This is a genomic window from Cognatundibacterium oligocarboniphilum (assembly GCF_013377855.1).
GTDB lineage: Bacteria > Pseudomonadota > Gammaproteobacteria > Burkholderiales > Burkholderiaceae_D > Undibacterium > Undibacterium oligocarboniphilum.
The window spans coordinates 382,427-404,030 of sequence record NZ_JABXYJ010000005.1 but is presented as its reverse complement, the minus strand read 5'-3'; the positions used below and the strand labels follow the sequence as shown (position 1 = coordinate 404,030).

Annotated in this window: 20 protein-coding genes; 9 read left to right on the top strand and 11 right to left on the bottom strand. The window is 48.1% G+C overall.

The annotated features are described in order from the left end of the window. Positions 1 to 9: 9 nt before the first annotated feature. Positions 10 to 1,623, bottom strand: coding sequence for an NAD+ synthase (locus HV832_RS11170; protein WP_176803901.1), 1,614 nt, complete (start codon positions 1,621 to 1,623; stop codon positions 10 to 12). 27 nt (positions 1,624 to 1,650) lie between these two features. Between HV832_RS11170 and HV832_RS11165 the strand changes: the two genes are divergently transcribed. Together HV832_RS11165 and HV832_RS11160 are read left to right on the top strand one after the other, a co-directional pair. Then, entirely contained in the window at positions 1,651 to 2,847 is a 1,197-nt protein-coding gene (locus HV832_RS11165) for a GNAT family N-acetyltransferase (protein WP_176803900.1), read from the top strand. 24 nt (positions 2,848 to 2,871) lie between these two features. After that, entirely contained in the window at positions 2,872 to 3,912 is a 1,041-nt protein-coding gene (locus HV832_RS11160) for a serine/threonine protein kinase (RefSeq protein WP_176803899.1), read from the top strand. A gap of 131 nt (positions 3,913 to 4,043) precedes the next feature. On the opposite strand, the gene ppa is transcribed toward HV832_RS11160, so the two are convergent. From ppa to hemC, 5 genes are all read right to left on the bottom strand, one after another. Next, on the bottom strand, positions 4,044 to 4,580 hold the full coding sequence (ppa, locus tag HV832_RS11155; protein WP_176803898.1) for an inorganic diphosphatase: 537 nt from the start codon (positions 4,578 to 4,580) through the stop codon (positions 4,044 to 4,046). 98 nt (positions 4,581 to 4,678) lie between these two features. Next, the gene (locus tag HV832_RS11150) at positions 4,679 to 5,875 is read right to left on the bottom strand and encodes a heme biosynthesis HemY N-terminal domain-containing protein (protein WP_176803897.1); all 1,197 of its coding nucleotides are present in this window, start codon (positions 5,873 to 5,875) and stop codon (positions 4,679 to 4,681) included. A gap of 1 nt (position 5,876) precedes the next feature. Further along, complete coding sequence (locus tag HV832_RS11145) at positions 5,877 to 7,040, bottom strand: uroporphyrinogen-III C-methyltransferase (protein WP_399310684.1); 1,164 nt, start codon at positions 7,038 to 7,040, stop codon at positions 5,877 to 5,879. Continuing rightward, the gene (locus HV832_RS11140; protein WP_317889317.1) at positions 7,037 to 7,795 is read right to left on the bottom strand and encodes a uroporphyrinogen-III synthase; all 759 of its coding nucleotides are present in this window, start codon (positions 7,793 to 7,795) and stop codon (positions 7,037 to 7,039) included. Before HV832_RS11140 ends, HV832_RS11145 begins: the two co-directional genes overlap by 4 nt. A 25-nt stretch (positions 7,796 to 7,820) precedes the next feature. Next, the gene (gene hemC, locus HV832_RS11135; RefSeq protein ID WP_317889316.1) at positions 7,821 to 8,762 is read right to left on the bottom strand and encodes a hydroxymethylbilane synthase; all 942 of its coding nucleotides are present in this window, start codon (positions 8,760 to 8,762) and stop codon (positions 7,821 to 7,823) included. A 249-nt stretch (positions 8,763 to 9,011) separates the two neighbouring features. On the opposite strand from hemC, the gene trpS reads away from it, so the two are divergent. The 7 genes from trpS (at position 9,012) to HV832_RS11100 (ending at position 15,131) form a co-directional block, all read left to right on the top strand. Continuing rightward, positions 9,012 to 10,034, top strand: coding sequence for a tryptophan--tRNA ligase (trpS, locus tag HV832_RS11130; RefSeq protein ID WP_176803894.1), 1,023 nt, complete (start codon positions 9,012 to 9,014; stop codon positions 10,032 to 10,034). 87 nt (positions 10,035 to 10,121) lie between these two features. Continuing rightward, positions 10,122 to 11,342: a winged helix-turn-helix domain-containing protein gene (locus HV832_RS11125; RefSeq protein WP_176803893.1), complete on the top strand. Its 1,221-nt coding sequence runs from the start codon at positions 10,122 to 10,124 to the stop codon at positions 11,340 to 11,342. Positions 11,343 to 11,488: 146 nt separating this feature from the next. Then, positions 11,489 to 11,944, top strand: a complete 456-nt coding sequence (locus HV832_RS11120) for a universal stress protein (protein ID WP_176803892.1) — start codon at positions 11,489 to 11,491, stop codon at positions 11,942 to 11,944. Positions 11,945 to 12,046: 102 nt separating this feature from the next. Further along, a complete protein-coding gene (locus tag HV832_RS11115; protein WP_176803891.1) occupies positions 12,047 to 12,688 on the top strand; it encodes a response regulator in 642 nt (213 codons plus the stop codon). Positions 12,689 to 12,860: 172 nt separating this feature from the next. After that, the gene (locus HV832_RS11110) at positions 12,861 to 13,244 is read left to right on the top strand and encodes a response regulator (RefSeq protein WP_176803890.1); all 384 of its coding nucleotides are present in this window, start codon (positions 12,861 to 12,863) and stop codon (positions 13,242 to 13,244) included. 68 nt (positions 13,245 to 13,312) lie between these two features. Continuing rightward, the gene (locus HV832_RS11105; protein WP_176803947.1) at positions 13,313 to 14,161 is read left to right on the top strand and encodes a helix-turn-helix domain-containing protein; all 849 of its coding nucleotides are present in this window, start codon (positions 13,313 to 13,315) and stop codon (positions 14,159 to 14,161) included. Between the two features lie 130 nt (positions 14,162 to 14,291). Beyond that, complete coding sequence (locus tag HV832_RS11100; RefSeq protein WP_176803889.1) at positions 14,292 to 15,131, top strand: universal stress protein; 840 nt, start codon at positions 14,292 to 14,294, stop codon at positions 15,129 to 15,131. Positions 15,132 to 15,356: 225 nt separating this feature from the next. On the opposite strand, the gene HV832_RS11095 is transcribed toward HV832_RS11100, so the two are convergent. The 5 genes from HV832_RS11095 to lpxB form a co-directional block, all read right to left on the bottom strand. Then, entirely contained in the window at positions 15,357 to 16,658 is a 1,302-nt protein-coding gene (locus tag HV832_RS11095; protein ID WP_176803888.1) for an ABC transporter ATP-binding protein, read from the bottom strand. Between the two features lie 95 nt (positions 16,659 to 16,753). After that, complete coding sequence (locus HV832_RS11090; RefSeq protein WP_176803887.1) at positions 16,754 to 18,487, bottom strand: ABC transporter permease; 1,734 nt, start codon at positions 18,485 to 18,487, stop codon at positions 16,754 to 16,756. Between the two features lie 406 nt (positions 18,488 to 18,893). Further along, positions 18,894 to 19,553 (bottom strand): ankyrin repeat domain-containing protein, encoded by a 660-nt coding sequence (locus HV832_RS11085; protein ID WP_176803886.1) that lies wholly within the window; start codon positions 19,551 to 19,553, stop codon positions 18,894 to 18,896. Beyond that, the gene (locus tag HV832_RS11080) at positions 19,553 to 20,341 is read right to left on the bottom strand and encodes a TatD family hydrolase (RefSeq protein ID WP_176803885.1); all 789 of its coding nucleotides are present in this window, start codon (positions 20,339 to 20,341) and stop codon (positions 19,553 to 19,555) included. The genes HV832_RS11085 and HV832_RS11080 overlap by 1 nt, the downstream gene beginning before the upstream one ends. Before the next feature lie 87 nt (positions 20,342 to 20,428). Beyond that, positions 20,429 to 21,586, bottom strand: a complete 1,158-nt coding sequence (gene lpxB, locus HV832_RS11075; RefSeq protein WP_223827253.1) for a lipid-A-disaccharide synthase — start codon at positions 21,584 to 21,586, stop codon at positions 20,429 to 20,431. Positions 21,587 to 21,604 lie beyond the last annotated feature (18 nt).

The window sequence follows — 21,604 nt, the reverse complement described above, 5'->3', positions numbered from 1 at the left end:
TTTCCTTTATTAATCTCTGAATTTTGAAGTGATAGGATAACGCCAGTCGCGCCCAAACGCTCTTGGTGTAATCTTAATTCCGACAGGTGCCTGGCGACGCTTATATTCATTGATTTTAATCAATTTCGTAATCCGCTCCACGTCTTCAACACGATAACCAGCAGAAACAATCTCCTCACGCGACTGATTCTGCTCCATGTATCTCTGCACGATTCCATCGAGTATGTCGTATGGCGGTAAGGAATCCTGATCCTTCTGATCCGGACGCAACTCAGCCGAGGGGGCTCGCGTGAGAATCCGTTCAGGAATAATGTCTTCAATACGGTTTCTGTATTCACACAAACGATACACCAGTGTCTTGGGAATATCCTTAATCACTGCAAAGCCGCCCGCCATATCACCATATAAAGTGCAGTAACCCACCGCCATTTCGCTCTTATTCCCGGTAGTTACAACGATAGAACCATATTTATTCGACATGGCCATCAACAAAGTACCGCGTATCCTCGCCTGAATATTTTCTTCTGTCGCATCTTCTTTTAATCCGGCAAACTCATGACTCAACACTGATTTAAAAGCATCAAAACATGGGGCGATTGAAATCTCATCATAGCGAACACCAAGTCGCCGGACCATTTCACGTGAATCCACCAAAGAAATATCTGCCGTATACGGAGATGGCATCATCACCGCCCTCACCTTATCCACTCCTAGCGCATCCACGGCAATTGCCAGCGTCAGCGCCGAGTCAACGCCACCGGATAAACCAAGCAGCACACCGGGGAAACCATTCTTATTCACATAATCACGCAAACCCAATACCAGCGCCTGATAAATCTGTGCTTCGGCACTGCCATTTTCAACTAATTCTGCCGACTGCGGCTGCGCGCCTTCAAATTCGATCACATGCAGACCAGTTTCACAGTGTCTGAGCTGCGCGCACACATTTCCAGCCTGATCCAGCACAAAAGAATTACCATCAAAAATCAATTCATCCTGCCCACCAATCAGATTGGCATAAACCAGTGCAAGACCTGCAGAAGTGACATTGGCACGCATGACTTGTTGACGTCTGTGCAGCTTGTCCATATGAAATGGAGATGCATTAGGTACCAGCAAAACCTGCGCACCGGCATTTTGAGCTGCCATTGGTGCATCTGCAAACCAGGTATCCTCGCAGATATTAATCCCAAAACAAATACCCTTTACCGTAAACACGAAGACATCAGATGCAGGACTGAAATATCTGCGCTCATCAAAAACAGCGTCATTTGGTAAATGACGTTTGCGGTAAGTTCCGACAATCTGGCCATTCATCAGAACAGACACTGCATTGAACAGCATGCCGTCCTGCGCCAACGGATACCCCACCAGTACAGACAGATCAGGAAATTCACGTAGCTGATCAGCAAGCGCCTGTAAGACATTCTGCGATTGCAGACAGAATCCTGGGCGCAGCAGCAAATCTTCTGGCGGGTACCCGGTCAGCGACAGCTCTGGCGTCACAACAATATCGGCATTTCCAGCAGCTGCCCGACGAACATAGTCTACAATCTGTGCAGCATTTCCGGCCAAATCTCCGACCGTGCAATTCATCTGAGCTATAGCAACTTTAATCGTCATAATCGTGCAATCTTATTCCATTTAATAATGAAATTAATTTCTGAAAACCAGCATTATCGCACGTGCATCGCCAGTTCCTTATCAGATGTAGGACAGCTGCCATGGGAAAATCTACTTCGAGCGACCGGAAACAAAAATCCGTTTCTTTCATTTTCATTTTTACATGCATTGCATGAATCGGGCAGCGCATGCACCCAGACTGGCTGGCAACCCCATTTTGTGACCATCTGGGATCGGGAGATTTTGGTAGGTGCCTGCCCGCTATACAAAAAATCTCATTCTTACGGTGAATATGTCTTCGACTGGAGTTGGGCCGAGGCTTATCAGCATCACGGTCTGCCATATTATCCCAAATTACTGGCAGCGATTCCCTTCACCCCCGTAACGGGGAGCAGGCTTATCAGCGCCGTGCCGCAAGTTAGACAATTTCTGATCGATGCATTGAGAGAAATCCTTACAAAAGAACAATTATCGTCCATCCATCTGCTGTTTCTGGACTTACCCGAAATTTCAGTACTACAAGAAGCCGGTTTTCTGATCAGGACTGGCATTCAATTTCATTGGCACAATCATCAATATCTGACTTTTGACGATTTTCTTGATACGCTAGATCATAAAAAACGAAAAAATATTCGTGCAGAAAGAAGGAAAATCACCGAACAAAAAATTAGTTTCAAGCATATCCCTGGAGAACATATCACCAGGGAGAAATGGGAATTTTTTAAACACTGTTACGACCTGACCTATCTGAATCATCATTCTCGCCCCTATCTGAACCTGGATTTTTTCCTGCAGATAGGAGCTACTATGCAGAAGCAGGTTCACATGATCCTGGCAGTCAAAGATCACCAAAACATTGCTGCCACACTGCTTTTTCACGATGAGCAACACGTCTACGGTCGCTACTGGGGTTGCGTGCAATATTATCCTTGCCTGCATTTTGAAGCCGCTTACTATCAGGGAATCGAATTTTGTATTCGCGAAAAATTCCTTACTTTTGAAGGCGGCGCACAAGGTGAACACAAAATGGCACGCGGCTTTTTGCCGGAAAAAACATACTCTGCCCATTTTTTAAGTCGCAAGGAATTCAATCATGCTGTAGCCGCCTTCCTGCGCCGGGAAAGTCATGACGTTCAACTTTACGCGGATATGCTGAACGAGCACAATCCTTACAAAAAATTGCCGCAAAACAAAATAATTACATCAAGCTCACTTGATATTTAATGTTGTACAAGGCATTCTGCTGACATGGAAAACAAGCCAAACCCAACTCCCCCTTCTTCTCCGCCTTCAGCCATGCACAAACGCGTTGGCAGATTTTATCTGACAGAACAATTAGGTAGCGGCGCGAACGGTTCCGTGTTCCGGGGACATGATCCTGTGATCGATCGTGGTGTCGCCATCAAGTTATTGAATACCAATATCGGTACAGCTGATAAAAAATCGCGTGAACAACAGTTCATTAACGAAGCGAGGGCGGCAGGCCGCTTATCACATCCGAACATCGTGACCATCTTCGATGCCTCTACAGAAGGAGGCATTACATTTATCGCCATGGAACTATTGCCTGGTGAGGATTTAAAGACCATGCTTGCGAATGGAAAAAATTTTGATATCGTAGAAACGGCATCGATTATTCAAAAGATTGCAGATGCTCTGTCTTACGCCCATGCACATGGTGTGATTCACCGCGACATTAAACCAGGTAATATCTTCATCCTATCCAATAATCAGCCTAAAGTAGTCGATTTCGGAATTGCACGCGCACCAAACCGTTTAATTGATGAAAACAAGCCTGCCGATGTGACCCTGTTTAACAACAATATTCTGGGAACACCGAACTATATGTCTCCTGAGCAGGCTTTGGGAAAACCAGTCAATGCACAAACGGACATTTACTCCCTCGGAGCGGTGATGTATGAAATGCTGACGATGCAAAAGCCTTTCCAAAGCAATGACATCAATAAGCTATTGCAGCAAATCGCACATAAAACACTTAAATCACCGACTGAAATTAATCCACGCATTCCAAATTCACTGTCCAAAATCGTCATGAAAGCGATGGAAAAAGATTTGAATGCGCGTTATTCCACTGCCGAAGCATTATCGACAGCACTGAATAATTTTATAGAACGGGATAAAAGACTCAAGCGCAAACGTAAGTACGCTCAGCGCGCTCCTGCAGCAATCAATCAGCGGAGAGATAAGATCAGCTCCTTAACATGGATCAGCCTGATTGCCGTTCTGGTTGGACTGGTCATTGCTACGACTATGTATTTTCCTCATTAAAACCCGTCCAGCAACAGACTTTTCGGTAATACACGCATCAACAATAAATAATAAACAACGAAACTTCGTCATTACAACAAAAAACGCGGCAAATATGCCGCGTTTTTTGTTAACCACAGATAAACGGAGATTTATTTTCCTGCGTTTTTAAAATTTTCAACGCCAGCCAGAATTTCTCTCTTCGCGGCTTCAGGACCATCCCAACCCTCGACCTTCACCCATTTGCCCTTTTCCAGGTCTTTGTAGTGTTCAAAAAAATGCTGAATTTGTTTGAGGCGCAATTCGTTCATATCTTCAGGTTTTTGCCAGTGGGTATAAATTGGCAAAATTTTGTCGACAGGCACGGCCAGAACCTTCGCATCATTTCCAGCCTCATCCGTCATATTCAGAACACCAATCGGGCGGCAACGAACTACAACACCTGGAATTAAAGGGAAAGGTGTAATGACCAGCACATCGACAGGGTCGCCATCATCAGCGATTGTTTGTGGCACATAGCCGTAATTGCACGGATAGTGCATGGCCGTGCCCATAAAGCGATCGACAAAAATTGCTCCGGTATCTTTATCTACTTCATATTTGATCGGATCAGCATTCATCGGAATTTCGATAATGACATTAAAGTCATTTGGTAAATCACGACCTGCAGGTACATTATTCAAGCTCATGTCAGTCTTTCTTTTCAATATCAGGGAAGTCTCAATCACTACTCGGGATTATATCGGCTTTCAGGTTGAATTGGTGCAATGCACACAGCGCAAAATCATCACAGCGTGGTCGCAATTGCACATTGCCGGTAGTGATAGGCTGCCTCGTCATCCTGACCAAGTGCCTCATGTAATTGCGCGAGCTTCAGATTCGACTCTCTGACTGTCCGCCCGGAAACAGCATCAGATAATGCCTGTTCCATATGACGTTGTGCCTTACCCCATAGTTTCTGACGCAAACATAAAACGCCAAGCGTCAGAGCTAATTCGGGGTCAGTCGGATGCTCGACTGACCATTTTTCACAATTCTCGATTTGCGACAACAAGGCGGCCGAACCTTCCGGGGCTGCCGCATCGCGGTAATCTCTCAGCAAACGCTCATCCCACTCTTCCAGCAAGGCTTTTTCGACAATCGTCCGCGCTTCATCAAACAATCCTCTGGCGTTAAATGCCAAGGCTGCCTGATGTGCTACGAAAGCAGATTTACGGTCGCTTGCGGGAATGTCATACCAGGTTCGCCGTACCGATTCTGCATCATTTGCGCTATCTTTAAGCAGGTCTTCATACGATAACTCTTTTAAACGGCTAGATAATGCGGGGTGCAAGGCATGGTGCTTATCCAGCGTGCGTACCAGCTTCAAGACTTCCTGCCATTTTCTCGCCTGTTGATTTGCTTTCAGGGCCCACCGCAATACCTGGATATGCCGACTGCCATTTGCCTGAAGTTCACGAACGGATTCCAGCGCCTTTTCTGACTGATGCTGATCAACTAATAATTCTGTCATACTGACCAGACGAGCCACTTTATGTGAATTATCCGTCTTGATTCCGTTCATCCACCCATCCCGGCGCTCAAACTGCCCCATGTGATGCGCAGCGCGCGCACCAATTAATGCGGCAATACTGGCGTTTTCGGGCAATTCCGCTGCACGGATTGCAGCTTTTTCTGCGTAACCGAAACGTCCCTCAAACAGAGTGCGGATTGCTTCGCGCAATGCTTTATTACTTTCACGTTCTTTTTTACTATAACGGTATGCAGCGACTTTTTTCGGCATTTTTCGTGCGCTGTTAATGGCGCCAAGCACCAGATAACAAACGACGAATAACACCAGTAATAAAAACAGAAACAGATTCAGCGACAAATCCAGACGATAAGGCGGGAAGAACAATACAACATTACCGGGATTAAAACGCGCGCCGATCGCCAGCCCTACTGCCAGAGAGAAAAGAATCAGAAGCCGGATGAAAATTTGCATATCAGGGCTTCACTTTATAGTTACGCACTGCATTGAGGCTTTCCGACAAAGTCGGCATTTCAATAGACAAATTACTGCCCTGCACCTGGCGCAGCAATGCCTGTACCGTCTGAGTCTGTTTGGCACGAGTGTCAAAATATTTGCTGATTGCATCCTGCGCTGTAACCAGATCATTACGGAAAATACCTTCATTTCTGGAAAGCAGGGCCAAGCGCGCATTCAGCAGCCGCAATTTCAGATTTTCACGCGCAAAATAGGCCTGGTTCGGAGCAAGTAACAACGCATCAGGCGTCTCGACATTCCGGATACGGATCAATTGCCGGACCTCGCCCCACATTTCACTTGAAAAACTTTGCCATACATCCTGTGCTCGCACAGACCAGCTGACATCGTCAGTTTCAGCAACCGCTTTTTTGTTATCCTGCTTGGTACTGGCCGCTGATTTGGGCAATACCCGCAATGGCGCTTTCGGCGCAACTGCGGTGACTACCGACTTTTCATCAGACCATAAAGGAATGTGATCAACCTGAGCAATGACGCTATCCAGACGCAAGGCCAGCCCCGGCAAATCCAGCGCAGGCAAAGACTTCAAACGCTCAATATCTTTTGCAATAGCGCGTCTGATATGAATAAATTGCGGTTTCTCAGACTTAGCTAAGCGATTATCCGCATTTTGCAAGGCAATCAATGCCCCCTGTACATTGCCTGCCAATTGTAATTGCTGGCTGGCAGTTGATAAAACCTGCTCGACCTCCGCCAACGCCCATTCGTCACGATTCTTGGACAAATCCTGATACAACTGTTCCAGCGCTAATTGCTGACTCTGCGCTTCTGATTGTTTGCCCTCAAGCAAAATGACTTTTGTCTGAATTTCCTTCGTTGTGTCCTGAATATTTTTGGCCAGTATTTTCGTTTCGCTGCTGTTGGTATCGGCGCTCAGCAAACGGCGGGCGACCTCTTCTCTTAAAGCACTGATTTGATTTTGCGAAGACCACCAGTTTGCCGCCAACAAAACTGCCAGCACGCCAGATATCAGGTATCCTGGCTGAGTCCAGTTAGGGTTCGCGCCGGAAACGGCTGGTGCAGGAGTCACCGCTGGTACGGTGATTGGTTCGGTTTGTTGAGACAAGGAATCGCTCCCTGAATTGATTGGCTGTTCGTTCATACGCATGATTGTAACGCGACAAGCACATTTTCGTCGCCGGTACCCGTTAAAGTAATGTTGCGAAAACCAAGCGCCGTCGCAGTTTCAGCAATGCGAGCATGAGAAACGATCAGATTCTGATGTTGCATTTTTAATACATATTTTCCACAATCTAGTTTCTCTGTCCATCGCATCAAAGTTCGCACGGCTTCCGAACTGGTTATTACCCAGTCGCTATCCATACTCAGCAAATGTCGTAACTGATCTTCACATTCGACGGAGAATTCGGGCTCTGAGCTGGAATATGCCACCAACTGAACCACATCGGCCCCGTACTTGCGGAACGCATCAGCCAGGAATTCGCGTCCCCGGCTCCCACGAACCACGAGCACTTTCTGTCCAGCCAGAGAAACTGTGTCCATTTCTGCCATCAGGGTTTCAGAGTCTGTCCGGTCTGAGTTGCCCGGCTTGCGGATGTCAGCATTTTGATGATTCAGACCATGCTTTTCCAACGCTCTGCGACTCCCCTCTCCCACAACAGCAATCGGAAGCGCAGCAGGCCATGCAGCAACATGTGGAAAGAAACAGTCAATAGCATTCGGACTGACGAAAGCAACCAGGTCGAACTTCGTCAACAAGCCCACAGTTCGTATGATTTCCGACTGATCGGTTAGTGGACGGATATCGAGTAATGGAAAGACTACCGCCTGCCTTTGCAGGCGTTTCAGCTTTTCCGCAAATTCAAATGCCTGAATCCGGGGACGGGTAATAATCACTGGCCGGCGAGACATCCCTGGCCAGTCACTCTGTGATTTGCGCTTTACAAACTGCAAGAATACCGGCAGCGTCCTGCGCAGATAAAGCATCTGCCAACTGGGCACCCAGCGCTTCAAATTGGTCCGCCACACCATGCACTTCAGCCTGCGCAATCCGACTGCCATCCGGTGTCGCAACCATTCCACGCAAATGCATCTGCGATCCACTGACGGTCGCATAGGCAGCAAGTGGAATCTGGCAACTACCGCCAAACGTCCGGGAAACACTACGCTCAGCATTAACTGCTTGGGAAGTTGACAGATGATTCAATGGTGCCAGCCATGACATCAAATCTGCACGATGGGCAGATATTTCAATCGCCATTGCCCCCTGTCCTGCAGCAGGCAGACTTTGTTCAGGTGACAAAAAGCCCCGTATACGCTCTGATAAACCCAGACGTTTCAGGCCTGCCGCGGCTAGAATGATTGCCGCATAGTCACCATCGTCCAGCTTGCGCAACCGGGTATCCAGATTGCCGCGTAATGGGCGAATCTGCAAATGCGGAAACCGTGCGGAAATTAAAGCTTGCCGGCGCAAGCTACTGGTACCGACTACGGCTCCGGCGGGCAACTCATCCAAGGAAGAAAATTGGTTTGACACAAAAGCATCGCGCGGATCTTCGCGTTCAAGTATAGCTGCCAAAGCAAATCCTTCCGGCAGATCCATCGGTACATCTTTCAGGGAATGGACGGCGAGATCAGCCTGTCCTTCAAGCATAGCGACTTCCAGCTCCTTCACAAACAAACCCTTACCACCCACTTTGGACAAAGCACGATCCAGTATCTGATCGCCACGCGTCGTCATACCAAGGATTTGAATATCGCAGGCCGGATAGAGGGCCGCCAGTTTATCGCGCACATATTCAGCCTGCCACATCGCCAGACGGCTTTCGCGGGAAGCGATAATTAATTTTTCAGGAGTAGTCACTATCAGATTACCTGTTACTTGATCGGAGGCCGGCATACAGGCCGACCAGAATAATTGCTGCGAATTTTACCACCCAACCTTTATTCCATTGCCAACGAAACCAGGGAAACTGATCGTATTTTGATGCACATCCACAAACTTGACACATAATCTGCTCTGGCGGCATCATACTGTCCTGACAAGAAGCAATTTTTCCAAAATGCCGCCATCAATGAGCGGCTTTTTTTACGCACCGAGAACGGATTTCCTATGCAAGCAAGCACGAATGACCATAAAAATCATCTTATCCTGACGGGCGACCGTCCTACCGGTCCGCTGCATCTCGGACATTTCGTCGGAAGCCTGCGTAATCGTGTCAAATATCAGCATCAATACGAGCAATACATCATGCTGGCAGATGCCCAGGCTCTGACAGACAACATGGATGATCCGGCCAAAGTACATAACAATGTCCTGGAAGTCGCACTCGATTACCTTGCTGTCGGAATTGATCCTGCAAAATCCACTATTTTTATCCAATCGCAGATTCCCGAATTAACCGAACTGACGTTTTACTATCTGAATCTGGTTTCTGTCGCACGACTGGAGCGCAATCCAACGATCAAACAGGAGATTATCCTGCGTAATTTTGAACGTGATATTCCAGCCGGATTCCTGACTTATCCGGTCAGCCAAGCAGCGGACATTACCGCATTCAAAGCCACGCTGGTTCCTGTTGGCGAAGACCAGATTCCAATGATTGAGCAAACAAATGAAATCGTCCGGCGCTTTAATCGTTTAGTCAATAAAGATATTCTGGTGGAATGTCAGGCACTGGTGCCGGAAATCGGCCGGCTACCCGGTATTGATGGTAAAGCCAAGATGAGCAAATCTCTGGGTAACACCATTAATCTGGGTGCTTCACCAGCAGAAATCAAAGCAGCTGTGCGCAATGTTTATACCGATCCGTTGCACCTGCGCGTGAATGATCCAGGCCATCTGGAAGGTAATGTCGCGTTTATTTATCTGGATGCTTTTGATGAGGACAAAACCGGTCTGCAGGCGATGAAAGACCATTATGTCCGCGGCGGTCTCGGGGACAGTGTTGTAAAAGCGCGCCTCGAAGGTATTCTGCAGGATTTGCTGGCGCCGATTCGGGAGCGCCGTGAAGAGTATGCGAAAGACCGTGGACAAGTATTGCAAATGCTCAAAGAAGGAACGCACAAGGCAAGGGAAATCGCCGCTCAGACCACGGACGAAGTCAAGGCGGCGATTGGTCTGAAACATTTCTGAGTACGACAACAAAACAATGCGGCACAGTACCATCCCTCCCAACAAGGGTCATCGCATCCAGTTTATTTAAGGAAAACGCCTGCACTCATGTCCAGCTCATACCAGATCAGCCTTGACTCTGCCAGAGCACTGCACCTGAGTGCTCAGGGCTTACTGAAGAACCCGCGTCGCCAGCCAGTGAAGGAAGACGTACTGCAATGCATACGCCGCATGTCTGCGCTTCAGATTGATACCATCAGCGTAGTCGCCAGAAGTCCTTATCTGGTTCTGTGGAGCAGACTCGGCGCTTATCCCGCAGCCTGGCTCGATGAACTGCTGGCGGAAAAAAAACTCTTTGAATACTGGTCACACGAAGCCTGTTTTCTGCCGATTGAAGACTATGGCTTGTACCGACATCAGATGATTTCTCCTGATGGAATGGGCTGGAAATTCAATCACCGGTGGCAGCAGGAGCATCAGCAGGAAATTATTCGTCTGCGCGACTTCATTAGCCAAAATGGCCCTGTGCGCTCTGTTGATTTTGAACGACAGGACGGAAAAGCCGGTGGCTGGTGGGAATGGAAACCCGAAAAACGTTCATTGGAAGTGCTGTTTACCACGGGGCAGCTCATGGTTGCCCAGCGGCGCGGCTTTCAACGTGTCTATGATTTGCGTGAGCGTGTGCATCCGGCATGGGACGACGAAATTCACCTGCCAACCCGGCACGATGCCGAAAAAAGCAAAATCCTGTTGTCGGTCAAGGCACTCGGCGTGGCGAAAGCAAGCTGGGTCAAAGACTATTTCCGGCTGAAAAACATCAGTCCTGAAAATCACCCCGATCAACTTTGCAAACAAGGTCTGCTGATCAAAATTAAGGTAGGGCAATGGGAGCAGCCTGCATACGTACACACAGATCATCTCGAACAACTGGAACTCGCCGCAGATAAAGCTCTAAAGGCAAGCAGCACAAGAGTTTTATCGCCTTTTGATCCGGTGGTATGGGACAGAAAACGCGCAGCGGATTTATTCGGTTTTGAATACCGGCTGGAATGTTACACTCCCGCAGCTAAACGGCAATATGGCTATTTTTGCCTACCTATCCTGCGCAATGGCAAACTGGTTGCAAGAATCGATGCCAAAGCACACCGCAAACAACAGATCATGGAAATCAAATCCCTGTTTCTGGAAGCCGATGTCCGTATCAGTGACACATTGGCGGCTGATCTCATGAAAGTCATCCGTGAATTCGCTGTCTGGCATACATGCACAGACGTTCACTTCAGTCCTGCGGATATTACCCCTTTCATCAGACGGATGCTGGCGTTCTGATACTACTCCTTATTTTCCGATAACCATACCGCGATACCATCCTTGCAAAACGGATATTTCGCCATAAACTTGTTCAGCATCAAGCTCTGTCTGCATCGAAGATACAAGATAGAATCTGTTTAACACCCCTCAGATCTGGAGAGAAAATGTACAGCAAAATTTTGATGCCAACAGATGGCTCCGAACTGGCCAACGCCAGTGTTCAGGCAGGAATCGATTTCGCCAAACAGCTTAATGCAAAAGTGGTCGCCTTATTTGTAGCGAGTAGTTATCAATATCCGATCTACATCGACATCATCCCTCCCAATACGCCAACCGAAGAAGAATACCAATCGGCCATGCGTACGCTTGCCGAATCCTATCTGCAACCAGCCCGCGATGCGGCAAAACAAGCAGGTGTGGAATTTGAGAGCGTGATTCAGTTCAATGATTCTCCGGCCAAGGAAATTGTTCATACAGCGCAGCAATATGGCTGTGATCTGATTTTCATCGGCTCGCATGGCCGTAGTGGCGTCGGCCAGCTTTTGCTCGGCAGCACAACCACCAAGGTTTTGTCGCTTTGCAACATTCCCGTCTTAGTCCACAGGAACAAGGCACACTGACAATTGCAGACTCTCCATCTTGCAGTGCCACATCAGGATAGCATTACAGTACAATAGGAAGGAAACTGCCCCCATGTGCCAATTTTCACCTGAATGTATTGAATGATCCGAATTCTGATTGCAGACGACCACACAATTATGCGCGAGGGACTCAAGCGCATTCTGGACGGTATTGAAGATGTGCAGGTCGTCGGGGAAGCAGTGGATGGATTTGACACATTGGAAAAAGTACGCACCATGGAATTCGACGTACTGCTCATGGATCTGTCGATGCCAGGCAGAAGCGGGGTTGATCTGATCCGGCAAATCAAGGACGAATCGCCCAAGCTTCCGATCCTGATACTGACCATGCACGAAGAGGAGCAGTACGCCGTCAGAGCCATCAGGGCTGGCGCCAGGGGTTATCTGACCAAAGAAAGCGCAGGCACCCAGCTGCTGACTGCCTTGCGTAAAGTAGCTTCCGGCCGGCCCTATATCAGCATTGAAGTGGCAGAACAATTGGCGATGAATGTCATGCCCGCAGATGACAACCTGCCGCATACTGCACTTTCAGACCGTGAGTTTGAGGTTTTCAGTCATCTGGTCAAGGGGAAGTCGATTACAGAAATCGGCGACTTTTTACATTTAAGCGTTAAAACTGTCAGTACCCATAAAATGCGGATTCTTCAGAAAATGAATATGACAAATCTGTCAGACCTGGTGCAATACGCAGTGGCGCATCACTTGCTAAACAACGGTTCCTGAAATCTTCCATCTCCCCGCATTTCACCTGCTCGCCTGAAAGCTTGTAGGAATATTCCTAGCCATCCCTCCACAAATCCGACAGGGCAAATCAGCATCGCCTGATATAAATCAAAGCGCTAATCCGCAATAATGGACTCAAGCAAACAAAGCATTGTCCTACATCAAGCGCATTATGAATTTATATATTGTCGAAGATTCTGTCCTGATTCAGAACCGCCTCATCCGTTTCGTGGAAGAAATCCCGGGGATGTATGTCGTCGGTGTATCCGGAGATGTCGACAGCGCTTACAACGGGGTCATTAACAGCGAGACCGACGCGATCATTCTTGATCTGCAACTGGGAACGGGAAATGGCCTGCAGTTATTAAAAGAAATCAAGCAACACAAACCTGAAATCAAAATCGTGATTCTGACCAATCACTCGACCGAAGACAACCGCCTTCACGCACTTCGCGCAGGTGCCGATGATTTTCTGGATAAATCCACCGACTTTGAGCAGATTCAGAATATTTTGCACAGCTGGCAGCAACCGCTTGCCCCTCACAGAATTAATTAATCTTCCCTCCCCAGGAGACTTCTATGACTACCGCCCTTCACACATCCCGCCATACGAACCCACATGTTATGGTAAAAAATTTACCTGCCACAGTTTCCAATGAAGCTGGATGGCGTTGCCACGGCAACTTGTGGTCAAATTTGCGTGAGATCTGTGAACTGCTGCACATACCTGCCCCGGCATGTTCAGGCGAAGAAGAGGTACTGTTTCAGCATGTCCGCTTCAAAGCTGGTCAACGCGTTCATACTATCGGCCAGGATTTCGACTCACTTTATATTGTGAATTCCGGCTTTTTGAAAACAGTGTTGATTGACGAATATGGTAATGAGCAAGTGCTGAGCTTCCCGATGAAGGGCGACTTACTCGGCATCGACGGCATACATAATCAGCACCACGCCTCAGAAGCGGTGGCCTTATCCGACTGCGACATCATTTTGCTGCCCTACAAAACATTTGCAACGCTGGGACGCACCTACTCCGAATTGGAAAATGCGATGTACAGCGTCATGAGCCGGGAACTGGTGCGCGAACAATCCATGATCGGCATGCTGAGCGCACTGAGCGCAGAAGCCAAGGTTGCCCGCTTCCTGACCAGTCTGGGTGAGCGTTTCAGCCAACTCGGCTATTCAGGTAAATGTTTTAATCTGCGTATGACGCGTCATGAAATAGGCAGCTACCTCGGTCTGACACTGGAAACCGTCAGCCGCACCCTGTCCGCATTTAATGAAATGGGATTCATCAGCGTCGATCAGCGTGAAATCTGCTTACTGGATACGAATGCGTTAAAAACATTGCGTCGCCTGCCTCCCGCTAAGGCAAGAAGCAAGGTCACAGAAAAAGTTACTGAAAAGGTATCCGTTCTGGTGGGGAAAAAATTATTGCCTCAATGGAGCAATGAAACTGTTGTCGCGGCATGAGAAAATTAAGCTAAACTCGCTGCTGGAATTTCTCAACAAGAAATAATAAGAGCAATTTCAGGGAAATACGCATTTTTCGTTTAGCAAAATAAGTTGTTTTCGTAGAGAAAAACTCAACAGGAGCAATGACATGGCATACAAAACCGTACTGGTACACGTAGATGAATCTGCGCGTTCAGAACTCAGAGTTCAAATCGCCGCAGATATAGCAAAAGCAGAGAGCGCACACCTGATCGGAACTGCTGTGACCGGTGTATCCCGCTTCATTTACCAGGACGGCAACATCAGTGCCAGCGATCCGAATCTGACGATTCACCTGAATTTTCTGAAAGAACGTGCAGAAAAAGCCGTTGCGCAATTTAATGCAAGTGCCGAAAAAATCGGTGTCAGTTCTTATGAAAGTATGATCGCAAACGATGAGGCTGGTGGCGGGATTGGCCTGCAGGCGAGATACAGTGACCTCGTTGTGATTGGTCAGACCAATCGCGAAGAACCTTCGCCATCTGTCCTGCCCGATTTTCCTGAATACATCGTTATGAATTCGGGCCGCCCGGTTCTGATCATCCCTTACGCGGGTGAGTTCAAGACGGTTGGCAAACGTCCCCTGATTTCCTGGGATGCCAGTCGCGAGGCGACGCGTGCATTAACAGATGCCCTGCCCTTGCTAAAACGGGCAGACCTGGTTCAGATCGCCATTTTCAACCCTAAATCCATTCCGGATGCACATGGTGAACAACCCGGAGCAGATATCGCACTTTATCTGGCAAGACATGGAATCAAGGTGGAAGTATCTGTTCACAAAACATCTACAGATATTGGCAATGCGCTCCTTTCCCTCGCACATGATCTCGACAGTGATTTGTTGATAATGGGAGGGTATGGCCATTCACGCTTCAGAGAAATGATTATGGGCGGCGTGACCAGAACCATCCTGGAGAGTATGACCATTCCGGTATTCATGTCTCACTAACGCCATATTTTCAATACCGGAAACAATCGAATGGCATCCGCAAGGATGCCGTTTTGTTTAAGCGTCGTACAACCATTCTCTTTTTAACTAAGCCTTCGGAGGCATCCTGACCTGCTCCTGGCATTAGCCAAAACCAAATAGAGTTCCCAGTTAAAAATTTCTGTCATTTGATTCAACACCACACTCAGCAGGTCAGAAGAATCAAAGCCCCTGCGAGAAACTTATTTACTCTTCGCTGGCTTCCGGTAATTTGAGTCGTCCGGTATGGTAATCGTATTCATAGACTTCGCCATAACGCCCCCACTCAATTGCAACCTCAAGCACACGCTTGGCTTCATCCGCTTTCAAAAACTCTTCCAGCATTTCAAGCAGTGGTTGCTCTGACAGGCTGCCATTATCTTCGATTTCCAGGTTATTTCGGATATGCGATGCCAGTGGTACATGAATCAACAACTGTTGCCCGAATAACTCCTGCTTCTCAGCCTGTTCCGCTTCGTAATATTTTTTCCCCAACGGAGACAGAATGATGTCACCTTTTTCAAGTACCGCAAATCCAAGCAAGCTCAATGCCTCATAAGTCGGAAACAATTCTTCATCCGATAATTCGGCCTCTTCTGCCAGTTGCGGCAAATCAGCACGTCCATTGAACGGCGCTTCGGCAATCATGTCCAGCACCGCCTCAATACGACTGACGTCGGTATCAGGCAGGCGATAGCCAATATGCCGCGTATTCGGTGCATCCGAAGCCGCTTCATGTGTATGCCGCATCGTCATCAGACCGTAAATTTCATCCATTAATGCACGGACTTCAACAGCCTCAACATGGCGTGGGCGCGGCAAATCAATCTTGACTTCACACCGGACGGTTCCAGGATCGCTAGAAAGAATAATGATCCGGTCAGCCATCATGACCGCTTCTTCAATATTATGCGAAACGATCAGAATTCCCTTGGTCGAAATCTTTTTCTCTTCCCATAAATCGAGCATATCATTTCGCAGCGTTTCGCCGGTCAGCACATCCAGCGCGGAAAAGGCTTCGTCCATCAGTAAAATGTCCGGATTTGTCACCAGAGCGCGGGCGATACCGACACGCTGCTTCATACCTCCGGATAACTCCCTCGGCAACGCGCCGCCAAAACCTGCCAGACCAATCAGCTCTAACACGGCATCTGCCCGTTGCTCGCGTTCGTCAGCAGGCACACCCTGCGCCTCCAGTCCAAGCTCCACATTCTGCTGGACAGTCAGCCACGGAAATAAGGCAAAAGACTGAAACACCATGGCCACGCCAGCCACCGGCCCATAGATATGCTGATCACGATAAGCAACCCGCCCCTTATCGGCAGGAATCAATCCAGCCATGATGCGCAGCAATGTCGACTTACCTGAGCCAGATTTGCCAAGTAGCGCAACAATTTCACCTTCTTTCAGCTGAAAATCCACTTTGTCCAGAATCAGGCGGGATTTGCCATCAGCGGCTTTGAAAGATTTGGCAACATGATTCAGGTCAATCAGTAAATTCTGTGTCATCGGTATTCTCCAGACTGACTCTGCCGGCTTCGGCCATCGTCAGTCTCATTATTTTGATAATATAATCAGCGTCTATCTGCAGAATGACATGCCAGTCAGCGAATATGATCCTCTGCCAGCAAATACAGTTTGCGCCAGAAAAAACGATTCAATAAAGTCACAAAAATACACATGATCCCAATACCCAGTGCAATGCGGTGAAAGTCTCCGGCCTCGGTCATCTGTTTGATATAACTTCCAAGCCCATCAGCCACCAGCGTCGTTTTGCCCCAGGTGACATATTCTGCAACGATACTGGCGTTCCACGAACCACCGCTCGCTGTGATGGCGCCCGTAATAAAACTGGGGAAAATCGCCGGTAGATAAACACGTTTCCATTTCAGCCATCCACTCAGCCCCAGATTATCTGCAGCCAGACGAAGCTCATTCGGAATCGTCGATGCCCCGGCAACCACATTAAACAAGATATACCACTGGGTACCAAAAACCATTAACGGACTAAGCCAGATGTTCGGTGAAAGATTCAGTGCCAGCATCACAAACACTACCAGCGGAAACATGAGATTGACCGGAAAGGCAGCCAAAAACTGCGCAACCGCCTGCACCTTTTGAGAATACTGAGGGCGCAAACCGATCCACACCGCAATCGGCACCCAGACAAGCGATGCGAGTCCGATCAGCAACATCACCCGCAACAATGTAATGAATCCGAGCCCAACAACGTGCACGGCTTCATGCCAGCCAACATCGCTGTGAATGAAACTCATCAAGCGGTAAATAGCCAGCAGCGTTATCAGAATCAAGCCCACATCCCATAAACGGGACCAGACAGGACTGACCAGTTTCTTCCGCATTTTTTCAGAAGTACCATCATGATGGACGCTAAACCAGCCGAGCACACGTCCTAAACGCCCCCAGAATTTTTCTGTCCATCCGCGTACCCAGCGACTATTGCGCATCCAGTCCAGCAACCAGGATTGCTGTGCTGTTTCCCCCTGAGATTCCTCGAAGCGGAATTTATCTGCCCAGGCCAGCAATGGGCGGAAAAACAGTTGGTCATACAACAGAATTCCAGTCAGCATTGCGGCGATTGCCCAAGCAATTGCCGGTCCGTTTTTCGCTTCAATGGCAACGGCAATATAAGAACCAATCCCTGGTAACTTGATGTCTTGACCAGCGACGGAAATTGCCTCTGCGGCAACCAGAAAAAACCATCCTCCGGACATGGACATCATCATGTTCCACAACAATCCGGGCATCGCAAAGGGCAACTCAAGACGCCAAAACCGCTGCCACCCCGACAACCGGAAAATATGTGCCGCTTCCGCTAATTCAGAAGGTACATTCCGCATCGACTGGTACAAGCTGAAAGCCATATTCCAGGCTTGAGAAGTGAATATCGCAAAAATAGCTGCACACTCCACACCCAGTAAATTTCCTGGAAACAGCGCAATAAATGGCGCAATTGCAATAGCCTGAAAACCGAGAATTGGTACGGACTGCAAAATATCCAGCGCCGGAATCATGACCTTTTCAGCTGCCGCATATTTCACAGCCACAGCAGCAAAAATCAAACTGAACAGTAAAGAAAATCCCAGCGCGGTAAACATCCGGAGAATGGTGCGCAAAAGATAATAAGGCAAATAAAACGGATCCAACGACACTTGCAACGCTTCCCCGACCAGAAAAGGCCGGCTCATCTGCATTGCTGCAAAAGCAAATACACTCAGCAACGCAAGAATCAAAGGTAATAATGCCCAGTCCCAACGGTTAGGACCTGTGTCTTCCCGTGGCTCTTCTCCTGTCTGAAGTTTAAATAATTCAAACATTGACGATCCCCCAGATAGCGACTGATCCGGAAATAAATAAAATAATACTCAACAAACGACCTCCCCTGCTGTTGATGCCCGTCAGGCGAAACAATTGCATACGTCTGCTCACACTCAATGCTACAGTTGCTATCTGCATTGAATCTGAAAAGTGATTGGATAAGTAGGAAGTCAGCGAATGCTGTTAGAACTACTCCCCGCCGTCTGGCAAGGTAGTAGCAGAGTTTCTGCTTTACATTGCCATGTTGTGATTAGAAGATAATCTACAACTATAACTGTCCACAGAATGAACTCCGAAATGATGAAGTCCGCACTCTAACACAGGGAGCTATCTGCTCACAATATGCTGCGTCGCGGAATTTATAAAAAATTTCAGAATGACTGCGTCGGGGTAAAACATCATGCATTAATTACTGGAAGAACGCGTTTTTCTTGCGTTCAAAATATCAATCAGATCACGCCTCTCTAGTTCAATTGCAAAATCCAGTGCTGTCATACCTTTGTCATTTTTCAGATCTGGGTCAGCACCTTCATCCAGTAACAGCTGGAAGGCGGCAGCCCGACCGTAGCGCGCTGCCATCATCAAAGGCGTGGTTTTATTCGGTGACTCAGCATCAATGTAGGCATAATGTTCCAGCAAAATAGCAACCACTTCCGCGTTGCCACTGGCCGCAGCATAATGCAATGCAGTCCACCCCGGCTGATTCACTTCCGCACCTGCATCAATGAGTTGTGAAACTGCCGTCGCATTCCCCAAAAAACTGGCAATCATTAATGCGGTATCGCCATTTTTTGCTCTCGCTGCCACCCTGATATCCGGTGAGTGCAGCAGTACATCAACCACACGCATTGCCTTTTCTCGCAATGCGATCATCAATATTGTTTCGCCACGCTCGCCTTCCACAGAGTTAACATCAATTCCCTGCTGTAAAAAATTTTTAACAGTTTCTGCATCATTAAAACGGATCGCAAACAAAAAATCTGCATAAGAATCCGCATACGAATCTGTCGGACAAGCCAGCAATAAACAAAAGGTCACCAATACGCAAGCGATACGGGATAGCATCACAATCCTCGTTGAGCGAATTGAAACAAATCAAAAAAATTCTGCGTTGTCACGGTTTGCACCTGATGCGCCGGAATACCTTTAAGATCAGCGAGAAATTCACCGACATGACGCACAAACCCGGGTTCATTCATTTTCCCGCGATGCGGTGCAGGTGCCAGGTAAGGCGAATCAGTTTCAATCAGGATTCTGTTCAAAGGCAAAGCTTTAGCCACTGCCTGTAAATCTTTCGCACTCTTAAAAGTCAGTATGCCGGAAAAAGAAATGTAAAACCCCATCTCCACTGCGGCAAGCGCAACCTCCAGAGACTCTGTGAAACAATGCATGACACCTGCCACACCACCATGATCCGTTCCCGCTCCCTCTTCCTGCATGATGCGGATCGTATCTTCTGCAGCAGAACGGGTATGGATGATCAGTGGTTTCCGACTCAAGCGGGAAGCACGGATATGCTGACGAAAACGTGCCCGCTGCCACTCCAGATCACCCTTCAGGCGAAAATAATCCAGGCCGGTTTCTCCGATTGCGATGATTTTAGGATGCCGGGCCAATTCGACAAGCTGCTCCGCAGTCGGTTCAGGCGTATCTTCATAATCAGGATGTACGCCGACGGAAGCATAGATGTGAGGATAGCGCTCTGCCAGTTCAAGTACTTGTGGAAAATCGGGCAAATCAACCGATACACACAAAGCATGACTGACACCATTATCCTGCATTTTCTGCAAAATTTCCGGCATACGGATGGCAAGCTCAGGGAAATTAATGTGGCAATGAGAATCAACGTACATAACGGGTCATTCAGTGTGTTCAAAAATTCGGATGTGCGTGTTCTGACCGACGATGAGTTGACGGACAAAAGTCCGGAGAGATGACGATCAACGTTGACCGATGACGTCCAGCACAGCTTGCGCAGAAATGCCGGCAGTATCTCTCAGCAAAGTATGGTGCATAGCTGTAAATCTGTCCTTCAGATTATTTTGCAAGACATCATCATTTAACTGCGTCCAGATTGCCTCTGCCATCGCTTCCGGCGTGGCGGCTGACTGTAAAAATTCAGGAACAACAAATTCACCTTCCAGAATATTTGGCAGCCCGACCCATGGCTGATATCCCATATGCTTGAGAATCTGCCATGATGCTTCCATCATCTTATACGCAATGACCATTGGCTTTTTAAATAAAGCCACTTCCAGAGATGCCGTACCAGAAGCCACCAACACTGTATCTGCTGCGGCAATCGCCGTATGAGAGCGACCATCAATCAACAGTACCGGAACACCTTCCAGTTTCGCTGCCACTACTAGCTGAATGTAATAGCTGCGCTGCGCATTGCCAGCCATCGGTACAACGATCTGTAAGTTGGGTTCACGATCTGTGAGGATTTTTGCTGTACGGATAAAAGCTTCCGTATTGTATTTAATCTCCGACATCCGGCTACCCGGAAGTATCGTCACCACTTTGAACCGTGGATCCAGGCCAAGCTCCTCACGTGCTGCAGCCGTATCTATTTCCAGAGGAATCACCTGAGCGAGCGGATGGCCGACATAAGTGACGGGAATACCTGCATTTCGGTAAATTTGTTCTTCAAATGGGAAAACAACCAGCATGTGCGATACTGCTCTGGCGATCTTTTTAATTCGCCCGCCACGCCAGGCCCAGATAGACGGGCTAATATAATGCATGGTAGGAATACCAGCCTGACGCAAATCAATTTCCAGATCAAGATTAAAATCCGGCGCATCGACACCGATAAATACATCGGGTTTCTCATTGAAAAGCTGCTCACGCAGCTGCCTGCGTATACCGCTGATTTCCCGATAGTGACGAAGCACTTCAAATAATCCCCGGACAGACAGTTTTTCCATTGGCCAGTCATTAATAAAACTGTGCTCGGCCATGCGCGGCCCGCCAATGCCGTGTATGCGCGCATCAGGTATACGCGGACGCAGCCCGGATAGCATCCGGGCTGCCAGCATATCACCGGATGTTTCGCCGGCGACCATCGCAATGACTGGTTTCTCTGTAAGGGACATGTGATGACTGGCTGCCGT